The following is a 12,620-nucleotide window of genomic DNA, read 5'->3' as shown; positions in this document are numbered from 1 at the left end:
GCCTTAAAAAGAACGATCGTGCTTTTCGGCGATTATAAAACAGCGTCGGACGCTGGTGCGATTCCCGACGGCAAAGATTCCACTCGCACCACCCGCTGCGGATAGGGAATGTCGATGCCCGCTCCCCGCAGCCCTTCGAGAATGGCCACGTTGATGGCCGAGCGCACGTTGTCCTTGCCCTTGTCCGGGTCGGCCACCCAGAAGTGCAGGCTGAACTCGAGCCCGTCGGGCGCGAAGTTCACGAGGTAGGCCACCGGCTCCGGGTCGGTCATCACCCGTGCCTGCGACTTCGCGGCCTCGCACAAAATGGCCTGCACCCGCGCCACGTCGCTCTCGTAGCCGACCACGATGTTGGTCGTGATGTTGAACTTGCGGTCAGCCAGCGAAAGGTTCTCCACCCGGCTGGTGATCAGCGATTCGTTCGGCACGATAGCCTCGCGCCCGTTGCCCGCGCGGATGAGCGTGTAGCGCGTCTTGATGTCGGTGATGCGGCCTTCGAAGGTATCGACCTTCACGTTGTCGCCGATGCGGATCGAGCGCTCCAGCAGGATCACGAAGCCGCTCACGTAGTTGGCCGCCAGCTTCTGCAGCCCGAAGCCCAGGCCCACGCCGAGCGCGCCGCCCAGCACCGAGAGCGCCGTGAGGTCCACCCCCACCGCCGACAGCGCGAACAACAAGCCGATCAGCAGCAGGAAGGCGCGCACCGCGTTCGACGCCACCTTGCGCATCGACAGGTCGGTGACGGCCTCGCGCAGGATGCGCTTCTCGATGGTCGAGGCGATCCACAGCGCGATCACCAGCACCAGCCCGGCCGACAGCACGCCCTGGAAGATCGTCTGCACACTCACGCGCGTCTTGCCGAACGCCAGCGTGATGTTGTCCAGTTCGGCCAGCACGGGCGGCAGCAGCCCGACGATCCAGAGCACAGCCGCGATCCAGGCTAGCCACGAGATCGTGCGCTCGATCAACCGCACCAAGTTGGACGTGGGAAACACCGCCCTGAGCACCCGCGCGAACAGCCGGATGACCGCGAGCGACAGGAACACCGACACCGCGATGCGCAGCACCAGCACCGGCTGGAAATCGATCACCACGCGCCGCGCGAGATCGGTGAACACCAGCGACAACAGCGGGAACAGCAGCCCGTCGAAGGTGCTTTCGCCGAACCAGATGGAGTCCTTGGGCTGGTCGCGCCCGAACCATTTGCAGATGGCCCATGCCAGGGCCACGCAGGCCACCAGCACGCTCAGTTCGATGCCGATGCCGGTCGCATCGACCTGTTTCAGGCGTTGTAGGAAGTCGTTGAAATTCATCGGTTCAGAAAACATGGCGCCATGCTTGCGCCCGTGGCGTTACAGATCGGCCAGGACGCGGATGTGCGCTTCGACACTGCGCGCCAGCGCATCGAGGTTGTAGCCGCCTTCGAGCATCGAGACGATGCGGCCGCGCGCATGGCGCTTGGCAACGTCGTGGATGCGGCTGGTGATCCAGGCAAAGTCGTTCTCGGTCAGGCCGAGCTGGCCCAGGTCGTCTTCGCGATGGGCGTCGAAACCCGCGCTGATGAAGATCATTTGCGGCCGGAACTCTTCGAGCCGCGGCATCCAGGCGGCTTCGATGAGTTCGCGCACGTCCATGCCCCGGGTGTAGGCCGGGATCGGCAGGTTCAGCATGTTCGACGCGGGGTGCTCGGTGCCGCTGTACGGGTAGAACGGGTGCTGGAAGAAGCCGACCATCAGCACACGCGGATCGTTCGAGAGGATGTTCTCTGTTCCGTTGCCGTGGTGCACGTCGAAGTCGACGATGGCCACGCGGTCGTAGCCATGCACCTCGAGCGCATGGCGCGCGGCAATGGCGATGTTGTTGAAGAAGCAGAAGCCCATCGCCCGCTCGCGGCAGGCGTGGTGGCCCGGCGGGCGCACGGAGCAGAAGGCGTTCTCGATGTCCCCCGCGATCACCGCATCGGTCGCGGCGATGGCCGCGCCGGCGCCGCGGCGTGCGGCCAGCAGCGTGAAGCGGTTCAGGGAGGTGTCGGGATCGAGCTGCGCGTGGTCGGGGCCGCCAGCGGGCTCGTCGGCCACAAGGCGCATATGGAGTTCTTCGAGAAGCTCGACATGCTCCACGCTGTGAGCCCGGGTGAGTTGCTCCAGGGTGGCCAGCGGCACGTCGCAATGCTCGAGCGCATCACTGACGCCGGTCAGAAGCAGCCGGTCTTCGATGGCATCCAGTCGCTCGGGGCACTCGGGATGACCCCGGCCCATGTCGTGCTTCCAGAAGTCGCGGTGTGTGAAGTAGCCTGTCTTGCCCATGTCTCTTGTCGCGTCTAGACCTCACGCGGCATGGGGCCGCAAGGTCTTACGGTATCGTTTGCATATGGATACAAATATGGACATTGCTGCGAAGCTTGCCACTTTGCTGAGTCAGCTTAACACGGTGATCGTTGGCAAAGAGGCCCAGGTGCGCGACTGTGTGGCCTGCCTGCTCGCTGGGGGACACCTGCTGATCGAGGATGTGCCGGGGGTCGGCAAGACCACCCTTGCCCATGCGCTTTCGCACACATTCGGTTTACAGTTTTCGCGGGTCCAGTTCACTGCCGACCTGATGCCGGGCGATCTTTCGGGGGTCGCGATCTATGACCGGGGCCAGCAGGCCTTCGTGTTCCACCCCGGACCGATCTTTGCCCAGGTGCTGCTGGCCGACGAAATCAACCGCGCAAGCCCCAAGACCCAGAGCGCCCTGCTCGAGGCGATGGAGGAAAAGCAGGTCACCATCGAAGGCGAGACCCGCCCGCTGCCCACACCCTTCTTCGTGATCGCCACGCAGAACCCGCAGGACCAGTTGGGCACCTTCGCGCTGCCCGAATCGCAGCTCGACCGCTTCCTGATGCGCATCTCGCTCGGCTACCCGGACCGCGCCGCCGAGCGGCTGCTGCTCTCGGGCGCCGACCGGCGCGAGATGCTGGCCGGCCTGCCCGCGATGCTGACCGCCGGCGAACTCACTGCCATCCAGCAGCGCGTGCAGCAGGTGCATGCGTCGGAACCTCTGCTCAACTACGTGCAGGACCTGATCGCCGCCACGCGTTCGGGCCGCTGGTTCCTGCAGGGCCTGTCGCCGCGCGCCGGCATCGCGGTGCTGCGCGCCGCGAAAGCGCAGGCGCTTCTGGCCAACCGCAATTACGTGGCGCCGGACGATGTGCAGTCCGTGCTGCCGCAGACGATCGCGCACCGGCTCACGCCCGTGGGCGATGCGGGCCGGGGCGCCGTCGAGCAGGTGCGCGCAATGATCGCGGCGGTGCCATTGCCGTGAGCCCGGTCGGCGCCCTGCGCGCACGCATCGACGGCTGGTTCCTGTCCCGGCGGCCGCCGTCGGACACGCTGGAGCTCACCCAGCGCAACGTCTACATCGTGCCCACGCGGGCCGGCTGGACGCTGGCGGCCACATTGCTCGTGCTGCTGGTCGCGTCGATCAACTACCAGCTCAACCTCGGCTATCTGCTGACCTTCTTGCTGGCCGGCAGCGTTGCGGTGGGCATGCACGTGTGCCATGCCACGCTGCGCGGCCTCGCGATGCGCATGATGCCGCCCGAGGCGCACTACGCCGGGGCCGCGGCCGTCTTCCGGGTGGTGCTGCACAACGAGCGGCGCAGCGTGCGCTATGGCATCGGGATGGCGGTGCGCGGCAGCGGACAGTGGGCCTGGACCGATGTGCCGGCCGAAGGCACGTCCACGGTCGAGATCGCTTTCCTGCCTGAGCGGCGCGGGCTGCATCCAGTACCACCGCTGACCGCCGAGACGCGCTTTCCGCTGGGCACGTTCCGCGTGTGGACGGTCTGGCGCCCTGCGGCGCAGATGCTGGTGTATCCGGCGCCCGAGGCGCATCCGCCGCCGCTGCCGCCTGGCGAACCCTTGTCGGGGTCGGCGGCCATTTCGGCTGCGCAGCGTGCGCATGGCGCTGGCGAGTACGACGGCGTGCGTGCGTACCGGCGTGGGGATCCGCTCAAGCTGGTGGTCTGGAAGAAGGCTGCGCGCGCGCAGGCGGCCGGGTCGGAAGACCTCGTCAGCCGTGACACGCAGCACACGCAGCGTGAAGAACTCTGGCTCGATGCGCAGGCCGCCGGGCTTCCCGATACCGAGGCCCGGCTGTCGCGGCTCTGTGCCTGGGTGTTGATGGCGGATCGGCTGGGGGTGGATTACGGCGTCCGCGTGGCGGGCCGGGTGATGAAGCCTTCGCAGGGTGAGGCGCACAAGCGGGCCTGTCTGGAGGCGTTGGCTTTATGTTGAGAGTCGATGAGTTTTCTTTCCGAGGCCGGGTCTCGCCCCGGCGGGCGAGCTACTTTCTTTTGCTTCGCCAAAAGAAAGTAGCCAAAGAAAAGGCGACCCTGCTGTCTGCGACCCTTCGCTTCGCTACGGGCAACCTGCGGTGCTCACGTTTCGCGGGGTCTCGCCCAAACTCGCTTCGCTCAAACAGGGGCGAGCCCTTGTCCGCGAAACGCTCCGCTCCTCGGCGCATACAGAAGGGCTTTAGCACGCGCCATCGCTGCGCTCGGCGTTCAAGACAATTCGGGCCGACGCTTCGCTTGGCCTTGCACCCCGCACAACACCTACGCCCAATTCAAGGCAGACACGCGCCAGCGTGTCTGCCCCTCGTGCCGAGCGAAGCAAAGGCCCATTCGGTGCCCAAGCCCCTCTGGCTGCGCCGAGGAGCGCAGCGGTTCGCGGATCAGGGCTCGCAGCTGTTTGAGCGAAGCGAGTTCTGCGAGACCCCGCGAACCGCGAGCACCGCAGGTTGCCCCGTAGCAACGCGAAGGGGTCGCAGACAGCGGGGTCGCCTTTTCTTTGCTTACTTTCTTTTGGCGAAGCAAAAGAAAGTGAGTCGCCCGCCGGGGCGAGACCCGGCCTCCGCCCCCCGCCAGGGGCTCGCCGCATGAACAAACTGCTGGTCAAGCTCGCAGCCCTCCCAAGGGATGCAAGAGACACCCTCTTCCTGCTGACAGTCATCGCATTGATAGTCCTGCCACAAGTAGAAAACTTGCCCTGGTGGTGCACAGCCCTGACAGCCCTGGTCCTCCTCTGGCGCGGCTCGCTGGCCATAGAAGCCCGCCCACTCCCCAGCCGCTGGTGGCGCATCGCCCTGCTCGCACTGGCGTTGGCAGGCACCTACGCCACCCACCGCACCCTGCTCGGCCGCGACGCAGGCGTCACGCTGATCGTGATCCTGCTGGCCCTCAAGACACTGGAGCTGCGCGCCCGCCGGGACGCCTTCGTCGTTTTCTTCCTGGGCTTCTTCGCGATGCTCACGAACTTCTTCTACTCGCAGTCGCTGCTGACGGCCTTCACGATGCTGCTCGCGCTGCTGGGCCTGCTCACGGCGCTGGTCAACGCGCACATGCCCGTGGGCAAGCCGTCGCTGCTGCAGGCCGCGCGCACGGCCGGATGGATGGCCCTGGCCGGCGCGCCGATCATGCTCGCGCTGTTCCTGCTGTTCCCGCGCTTCGCGCCGCTGTGGGGCACGCCGGGCGATGCGATGGCCGGGCGCATGGGCCTCTCGAACACGATGCGCGTTGGCACCATCGCCGAGTTGGCGCTGGACGACAGCATTGCCGCGCGCGTCAAGTTCGACGACAACCGCGCGCCGCCGCAGAGCCTGCTCTACTTTCGCGGACCGGTGCTCGGCCAGTTCGACGGCCGCGAGTGGACGGCGCTCCCGCCATGGGGGCGCGGCGGACAAGGGCTCGCCAACCTGCGGGTGACCGGTGAGCCGGTGCGCTACGAAGTCACGCTCGAACCCAACAACCGCCCCTGGCTGCTGACGCTCGACGCAGCGCAGAAGGCACCCGAAGCCCCAGGCCTTGAAGTCTTGGGCACGCCCGACCTTCAGTGGATTTCGAACCGCCCCGTCACCGACCTGCTGCGCTATCGCGCTGAAAGCTACCCGCGATTCCAGAGCGGTCCGGTGCGCCGTGCCGGCGGGCAGTTGCAGGCCTACCTGGCACTGCCGCCCGGCACGAACCCGCGCACCGCCGCGCTCGCAGCAGAAATGCGCAACGACCCGGCGCTGGCCGGCGCCGCCACGCCCGTCCTCGTCCAGGCCGCGTTGCAGCGGCTTCGCACCGGCGGCTACACCTACACGCTGGAGCCCGGCATCTACGGCGACGACACGGCCGACGAATTCTGGTTCGATCGCAAGGAAGGCTTCTGCGAGCACATCGCCTCGGCCTTTGTGGTGCTGATGCGCAACCTGGGCATTCCCTCGCGCATCGTGACGGGCTACCAGGGCGGCGAGCTCAACACCATCGACAACTACTGGATCGTGCGCCAGCGCGATGCGCACGCCTGGACCGAAGTCTGGCAAGAGGGCTCCGGCTGGGTGCGCGTGGACCCGACGGCCTCGGTCGCACCGGGCCGCATCGGCCAGTTGCAGCGGCTCATGCCGCAGCCGGGCCTCTTCGCCGGAGCCATCGGCGCCATGAGCCCGACGCTGGTGCAGAACCTGCGCGCCGCCTGGGAGGCGGTGAACAACGGCTGGAACCAGTGGGTGCTCAACTACACCCAGAGCCGCCAGCTCAACCTGCTGAAGAACCTCGGCTTCGACGCGCCGAGCCTGGAAGACCTTGCCTACGTGCTGCTCTACCTGGTCATCGCCGCGAGCCTCGCCGGCGCAGGCTGGACGCTGTGGGAGCGCAGCCGGCACGACCCCTGGCTGCGCCTCCTCGGCCAGGCCCGCGCGCGCCTCGCGAAAGCCGGCCTCGCGGTGCCCGAGACCGCCCCGCCACGCCAGATGGCTGCGCAGGCCGACGCGCGTTTCGGCCCCGCCGCGCGACCGGTTCGCGACTGGCTGCTCAAGCTCGAAGCCCAGCGCTATGCGCAGGCCGCGCCCGAAACGCTCGCGGCCCTGCGCGCGGAGTTCCGTCGCCTGGCCTGGCCTGTCGCGAATCCACGCGGCTGAAACCACATGTGTCCTGCCGGCAGCCCCGCGCGGGCGGGCGGCACAATCGGCCGATGCGATTCTTTCTTCCCAAGCCCTCCCGCGCCACCGCCGCCATCGTTCTTCTCGTCGCTTGCTGCGTAGGTTCCACAGGGGCTTCGGCCCAGAAATCCTCCAGCGGCCGCAACGGCGCCTCGAATCCCGTACGCGGCAGCACCCCCTACGCCACGCGCGACGACGCCATGCAATTCGCGGACGACGTGGCCGCACGCCGCGGCCTCGACCGCGAATGGGTGCGCGCCACCATCGGCAGCGCGCGCTTCCTGCCCAACGTGCCGCGGCTGATGCTGCCGGGCCCGGTGGGCACGGTGAAGAACTGGCAGGCCTACCGCAGCCGCTTCATCGATCCGGTGCGCATCGCGGCCGGCGTACGCTTCTGGCGCGACAACGCGGCCACGCTGGCGCGGGCCGAGCAGGTGTACGGCGTGCCGCCCGAAATCGTCGTCGGCATCATCGGCGTGGAAACCATCTACGGCCGCAACATGGGCAACTTCCGGGTGATCGACGCGCTCGCCACGCTGTCGTTCGATTTCCCGCAGGGCCATCCGCGCGCGGCCGAGCGCGAAGCCTTCTTTCGCGGCGAACTCGAAAGCTTCCTGAGCACCGAGAGCCGCACCGCCGAAGACCCGCTCGTTCCCCTCGGCAGCTACGCTGGTGCCATGGGCATGCCGCAATTCATGCCCAGCAGCATCGCCAAGTACGCGGTCGACTTCGATGGCGACAGCCGCATCGATCTCGTCAACAACCCTGCCGATGTGATCGGCTCGGTCGCGAGCTACTTCAAGGCCTTCGGATGGAAGCCCGGCATGCCGGCGACCTACCCGGTGCACTTCGAGGAGGCGCGACTGAAGAAGGCCCTGCTGCTGGCACCCGACATCCTCCCGAGCTTCAGTGCCGACAGCTTCGTGGCCGCCGGTGCGGTGCCCGAAGGCGAAGGCATCCGCCACAAGGGCCTGCTCGCGCTCGTCGAACTGCAGAACGGCGCCGACGCACCGCCCACCTACGTGGCAGGCACGCGCAACTTCTACGTGATCACGCGCTACAACTGGAGCAGCTACTACGCGATGTCGGTGCTCGATCTCGGCCAGGAGGTCAAGGCCGCCATGGAGCAATAGACCTTGACGCCCGAGGCGCTGCTTGCAAACTGGACCGGGGCCTGGCGCGCCGTGGGCATCGAAGCACCCGACCTCGCGCTGTGCGCCGAACTGCAGCGCCGCTACGGCGAGCCGCAACGCCGCTACCACACGATGCAGCACCTGGGCGAATGCCTCGCCTGGTTCGAGCACGAGAAGGCGCTGGCCGAACGCCCCGGCGAAGTGGCGCTCGCGCTCTGGTTCCACGATGCCATCTACGACGTGCATGCGCACGACAACGAAGCGCGCAGCGCCGACTGGGCGCGCGAAGCCCTGCGGGCCGCGGGCGCGAGCGAAGAAGCAGTCGAACGTATTCATGCGCTCGTGATGGCCACGCGCCACGACGCGGTGCCCGAGGGCCGCGATGCCGAGTTGCTGATCGACATCGACCTCTCCATCCTCGGTGCCGAACCCGCGCGCTTCGCCGAATACGAGCGCCAGGTCCACGCCGAATACGCCTTCGTGCCCGACGAGGTGCGCCTGCCGCGCCGGCGCGCGATCCTGCAGCGCTTCCTGGACCGCGACGCCATCTACGCCACGCCCCGGATGCACGCGCTGCTCGAGGCCCGCGCGCGCACCAATCTGCAGCATTCCATCGCCGCAAGCTGAGCCCCGGAGCGGGGCGTTATCACGCCATCGGCCCGGCGGCCACTTTGTTGCGTTGCCAACGCCGTGTTGCGTGCGGGAAATCACACGCCACATTGCAAAACTGCGCCCCTACACTGCGGCCGTCACGCACAAGCCACCTCGGAAAGCGCGCCCGCTGCGCACACGAACACCCCAAGACACTGCCCATGAGAAGCAGCCAGAACTGAGGAGATACAGCATGCCGACGACCTGTTTTCCCGCCCGTCGCGATGCGACGCGCGTACCGCCGCTCATAGCGCCCCTCGTGCTTCGCCGCCGAGCCGCGTAGCGCATTTCCAACGACGCCATCCACGCGAAAGGCCCCGGCCTTCCGCGGAGCACACGCACGCCCTTTTTTCTTCCCTTTCCATTCACCGCACGCCAGGAGAAGGAGTCGATCCATGGACCTTTGACGAACACCGATCGCGTCGCCCGATGAAGCGATAGCCCCTTCTTCCCTTTTTGGCCTGTATCTGTCACTGCCGCCAAAGGCTGGTGCGGGTTTTTTTGCCCGGCACCTTTGATCACCACCTCCCACAACCAATCCCAACCAAAGGAGACATCCCCTGTGAACACCCGACTGACCCAACTCGCCACCGCCGTCCTTCTGCTCGCCGGCCTCTGCGCCCATACCCACGCGCAGGCCCAGCAAACCGACGAGCCCCCGCAGGCCGAAGCCAAGGACCCCACCAAGGAGTTCGTCAAGAAGATCAACGACGCCACCGGCCTGGAGTTCTGGGGCTACGGCCGTGGCGGCTTCTTCAGCGCCGGCAAGGGCAAGCTCAAAGGTGGCTACTCCCTGGGCGGCGACCTGCAGAAGTACCGCCTGGGCAACGAGGGCGACAACTACCTGGAGTTCGGCATCGGCAAGAAGTTCGACCTGGGCGACGGCATCAAGTGGGGCGTGTTCTACATGCCCACCATCTACAACGGCAAGAGCGGCACCGCGCAGGCCTACTTTTCCCTCACAGGCGTCTTCGGCAACGCCGCCACCCTCTGGGCCGGCCAGCGCTACCACCGCATCCAGGACGTGCACATCGTGGACAAGTGGGTGGTGGAGGACGGCGACAACTACGGCGCGGGCATCGACGACATCCCGCTGTGGGGCATCGGCCGCCTGAACGTGGCCCTGCACACCGCCGACTCGGTGGACAACAAGAATGGCAATCCCAACAACGCCAAGCGCATCAATGTGCAATGGCGCGACATCCCCACCAACCCGGGCGGCAAGCTCACGGTGACCGGTGGGTTGATCTCGGGCGACTTCGCCAAGGGCCGAGACGGCGGGGCGCTGGGGCTCATGCACATCCAGAAGGACCTGTTGCCGGGCCTGAACAACACCTTCATCGTGCAGGCATCGACGGGTCATGCCTCGCTCAGCGGCAAGTTCTACAACATGGACAACAGCACCACGACCACGGGCCTGCTGCTGCCGCCGGGCTTCGGGCTGGAGAACACGCTGCTGTTCGCACCGCTGGTCGAGCGCACGGTGATCACGCCGCAGGCGGGTGCCAAGCAGCGGCGCATTCTGGATTCGGTGGACTTCCAGTTCGGACGGTTCGGCGGCCAGGGCCTGATCGGCTACCAGACCACGCGTCCGGACGATGGCCCCGAGACCAAGGACTTCTCGCTGGGCGGGCGTGTCTCCTACGGCATTGCCAAGTACACGAAGCTCCTGGCCGAGGTCTCGACCACGCGCCGCAGCACCGACGACCAGCCGCGCCAGACGCTGAACAAGGGCACGATCGCGGTGGCGTTCTCGCCGAACACCGACTTCTGGACCCGGCCCGAGTTCCGCATCTACGCCACGCGTGCCAGCTGGAACAAGGCTGCGGGCGATGCCAATGTCACCAGCTTCGGGGCCAATGGCCGCAGGAACTCGACCACCTTCGGTGTCCAGATGGAAGCCTGGTGGGAGTAACGCTCCGCCGCTGACCTGCGCAGATCGAGCTCAGGCCGGCACCAGCCGCCACCACTCGGTGCGCGGCAGTTCGTCGTTCCGCTCCTCTTCGACGATGCCGAACAAGAGGCCATCGCGGGGAGTACCGAGCTTCGCCAGTTGCAGCAAGCGCTCGGGATCGCGGCACAGCATGAAGCTCGCGTCGCCCTGCCACTCGAGGCAGCGGCCGACCTCGGCGAGCATCAGCGCCGGCTGGCTCTGCATGAAGGTGAACGGCATCGGCAGGCCGGCATCGAGCTGCTCCAGCCCCGTGTACGTGGCGCCCCATGCGCCGCGCCGGCTCGCCACGCGCAGGCGTGCGCCCTGCGGCAGCGTGGCTTCGTCCGCCGCATCAAGGCAGCGGCGTGCGCCGTACATCGCAAGCTCGGTCCACAGGCCGACACGGCGCGGCCGGCGGCCGAGGCGGCGCGCCAGTTCGTCGCGCCAGTCCGCGGGCGGCGGATGAACGACGAAATGGGCGACGGTGCGCCAGACGGTCTCGATCCCGGCATTCATCGCAATATCTCTAGGCAGGGCGCTCATTGGTGCACCCTTGGCGCTGCGCGCCTTCCCGCCAAGCGGGAGCGAGCTTGCTTGGGACGGCCCGGCGCGGCGCTCATGCGTGGCAATCCCTCAGCAGCAGCGAGGCATGTCCGCCACCGAAGCCGACCACATTGAGCAGGATGTTGCGCAGCTTCGCGGGCGGCTCGGCGCTCAGCGTGATGCCCAGCGTGTCGTCCAGTGGATAGTCGGTCGAGGGCCAGGCGCCGCTCTCGATGCAGCCGACCAGGAGGGCCAGCTCGGCGGCACCCGCCGCGCCGAGCGTGTGGCCGAGCGACGACTTGAGCGACACCAGCGGCGGCAGCCGGTCGAACACCTGCTTGAGCGCCTCCACCTCGATGGCGTCGTTGACGGGACTGCCGGCGGCCTGCACCTTGATGAGGTCGATGTCCTCGGGCCGCAGCCCGCTCTGCGCAAGCGCCGTCTGACACATGGCGCGCACGGCGCTGGCCTCGGTGCCCGACGGGTTGCGCCCGTCGACCACGTTCGCGCCGCCCGTGATGCGCCAACGCGTCGGCCGCGAGCCCAGGCGCAGCGCCGCCACGGCTTCGCCCAGCACCAGCCCCCTGCGCTGCGCGCCGAAGGGCTGCGCGTTGCCCGGCGCGAGCAGTTGCATCGCGCGAAAGCCGGCCGCGGTGAAGCGGTTGTCCAGCTCTGCGCCGAGCACCAGCGCTTCGTCGGCGCCGCCGCCCCGGATCAGGTCGGCAGCCGCCAGCACGGCGTTGAGCGCCGAGGTGCAGGCCGTGGAAATGGTGAAGACCGGGCCCCGCCAGTCGAGTGCCTCGGAGACGATGGTGGCAAAGTCCTGCAGGTCGCCGCCGAGCCGCAAGTCCGGCCTCTCGTACTCCATGTAGCCGATGTCGAGCGAGGACGATGCGACGAAGAGCGGCGCGGTGCGGGCGCCCCACTCGCCGGTCTGCGCGACCACGCTGCGCACGGTGCGCCGCACGCGCTCGAGCCAGTTGCCCTCCTGCGACGGCAGCTTGTAGACCGGCCAGCCGTTCCCCCGGGCGATGGTCACGGGCGTCGGCGGCACACCGCCGCGCCGCAATGCGTCGAGCGCGTCGGGCATGTCGTTGCCGAGCACGCAGGCAAGGCCGGTGGAGCTGAGGTAGACGCCGTCGCTCATGCTTTTCCAGCCTGCGCGAGGTGATTCGCAAGATGGGCAATGGAGGTCAGCGCACGGCGCGTCTCCTTGCTGTCGGGCATGCGCACGCCGAAGCGCTGCTGGATCGTCATCGACACCTGCAATGCATCGAGCGAGTCGAGGTCCAGCCGCGCCTCGGGGCCGAACAGCGGCTCGTCGTCGCCGAGGCCGCCGGGGGGCGCCTCTCTCTCGACGGCTTCGAGCACCATCGTCTTGAGGCTGGCGATGAATT

Annotated in this window: 11 protein-coding genes; 6 read left to right on the top strand and 5 right to left on the bottom strand. The window is 67.6% G+C overall.

Annotated features, from left to right (window positions below; all coding sequences use genetic code 11):
• Positions 1-32: 32 nt before the first annotated feature.
• Both NU688_RS02930 and NU688_RS02925 read right to left on the bottom strand, forming a co-directional pair.
• On the bottom strand, positions 33-1,313 hold the full coding sequence (locus NU688_RS02930; RefSeq protein ID WP_257860492.1) for a mechanosensitive ion channel family protein: 1,281 nt from the start codon (positions 1,311-1,313) through the stop codon (positions 33-35).
• 39 nt (positions 1,314-1,352) lie between these two features.
• Positions 1,353-2,306, bottom strand: a complete 954-nt coding sequence (locus NU688_RS02925) for a histone deacetylase family protein (RefSeq protein WP_257859045.1) — start codon at positions 2,304-2,306, stop codon at positions 1,353-1,355.
• A gap of 76 nt (positions 2,307-2,382) precedes the next feature.
• Here NU688_RS02925 and NU688_RS02920 point away from each other — a divergent pair, with 76 nt between their 5' ends.
• The 6 genes from NU688_RS02920 (at position 2,383) to NU688_RS02895 (ending at position 10,662) form a co-directional block, all read left to right on the top strand.
• A complete protein-coding gene (locus NU688_RS02920; protein ID WP_257859044.1) occupies positions 2,383-3,303 on the top strand; it encodes a MoxR family ATPase in 921 nt (306 codons plus the stop codon).
• Positions 3,300-4,277, top strand: coding sequence for a DUF58 domain-containing protein (locus tag NU688_RS02915; protein ID WP_257859043.1), 978 nt, complete (start codon positions 3,300-3,302; stop codon positions 4,275-4,277). Before NU688_RS02920 ends, NU688_RS02915 begins: the two co-directional genes overlap by 4 nt.
• Before the next feature lie 643 nt (positions 4,278-4,920).
• Complete coding sequence (locus tag NU688_RS02910; protein WP_257859042.1) at positions 4,921-6,942, top strand: DUF3488 and transglutaminase-like domain-containing protein; 2,022 nt, start codon at positions 4,921-4,923, stop codon at positions 6,940-6,942.
• Positions 6,943-6,995: 53 nt separating this feature from the next.
• The gene (gene mltB / locus NU688_RS02905) at positions 6,996-8,096 is read left to right on the top strand and encodes a lytic murein transglycosylase B (RefSeq protein WP_257859041.1); all 1,101 of its coding nucleotides are present in this window, start codon (positions 6,996-6,998) and stop codon (positions 8,094-8,096) included.
• A 3-nt stretch (positions 8,097-8,099) separates the two neighbouring features.
• Positions 8,100-8,723, top strand: a complete 624-nt coding sequence (locus NU688_RS02900) for an N-methyl-D-aspartate receptor NMDAR2C subunit (RefSeq protein WP_257859040.1) — start codon at positions 8,100-8,102, stop codon at positions 8,721-8,723.
• A 586-nt stretch (positions 8,724-9,309) separates the two neighbouring features.
• A complete protein-coding gene (locus NU688_RS02895; RefSeq protein ID WP_257859039.1) occupies positions 9,310-10,662 on the top strand; it encodes a carbohydrate porin in 1,353 nt (450 codons plus the stop codon).
• 30 nt (positions 10,663-10,692) lie between these two features.
• Here NU688_RS02895 and NU688_RS02890 read toward each other — a convergent pair whose 3' ends face one another.
• The 3 genes from NU688_RS02890 to NU688_RS02880 all read right to left on the bottom strand — a co-directional run bounded on the left by NU688_RS02890 (position 10,693) and on the right by NU688_RS02880 (position 12,597).
• Complete coding sequence (locus tag NU688_RS02890) at positions 10,693-11,196, bottom strand: hypothetical protein (protein ID WP_257859038.1); 504 nt, start codon at positions 11,194-11,196, stop codon at positions 10,693-10,695.
• Between the two features lie 100 nt (positions 11,197-11,296).
• Positions 11,297-12,370, bottom strand: coding sequence for a beta-ketoacyl synthase N-terminal-like domain-containing protein (locus NU688_RS02885; protein ID WP_257859037.1), 1,074 nt, complete (start codon positions 12,368-12,370; stop codon positions 11,297-11,299).
• Entirely contained in the window at positions 12,367-12,597 is a 231-nt protein-coding gene (locus NU688_RS02880) for a phosphopantetheine-binding protein (RefSeq protein WP_308340291.1), read from the bottom strand. Before NU688_RS02880 ends, NU688_RS02885 begins: the two co-directional genes overlap by 4 nt.
• Positions 12,598-12,620: the final 23 nt, after the last annotated feature.

Source organism: Variovorax sp. ZS18.2.2, assembly GCF_024701975.1.
Classification (GTDB): domain Bacteria; phylum Pseudomonadota; class Gammaproteobacteria; order Burkholderiales; family Burkholderiaceae_C; genus Variovorax.
Note: the sequence above shows the minus strand (reverse complement) of the source record. Positions and strands in the feature narration are given on the sequence as shown.

Bases quoted from the DNA above. Each gene is read 5' to 3' on its own strand.
- NU688_RS02930 (WP_257860492.1), bottom strand. From the start codon at position 1,313: ATGAATTTCAACGACTTCCTACAACGCCTGAAACAGGTCGATGCGACC.
- NU688_RS02925 (WP_257859045.1), bottom strand. From the start codon at position 2,306: ATGGGCAAGACAGGCTACTTCACACACCGCGACTTCTGGAAGCACGAC.
- NU688_RS02920 (WP_257859044.1), top strand. From the start codon at position 2,383: ATGGACATTGCTGCGAAGCTTGCCACTTTGCTGAGTCAGCTTAACACG.
- NU688_RS02910 (WP_257859042.1), top strand. From the start codon at position 4,921: ATGAACAAACTGCTGGTCAAGCTCGCAGCCCTCCCAAGGGATGCAAGA.
- mltB (WP_257859041.1), top strand. From the start codon at position 6,996: ATGCGATTCTTTCTTCCCAAGCCCTCCCGCGCCACCGCCGCCATCGTT.
- NU688_RS02890 (WP_257859038.1), bottom strand. From the start codon at position 11,196: ATGAATGCCGGGATCGAGACCGTCTGGCGCACCGTCGCCCATTTCGTC.
- NU688_RS02885 (WP_257859037.1), bottom strand. From the start codon at position 12,370: ATGAGCGACGGCGTCTACCTCAGCTCCACCGGCCTTGCCTGCGTGCTC.
- NU688_RS02880 (WP_308340291.1), bottom strand. From the start codon at position 12,597: ATGGTGCTCGAAGCCGTCGAGAGAGAGGCGCCCCCCGGCGGCCTCGGC.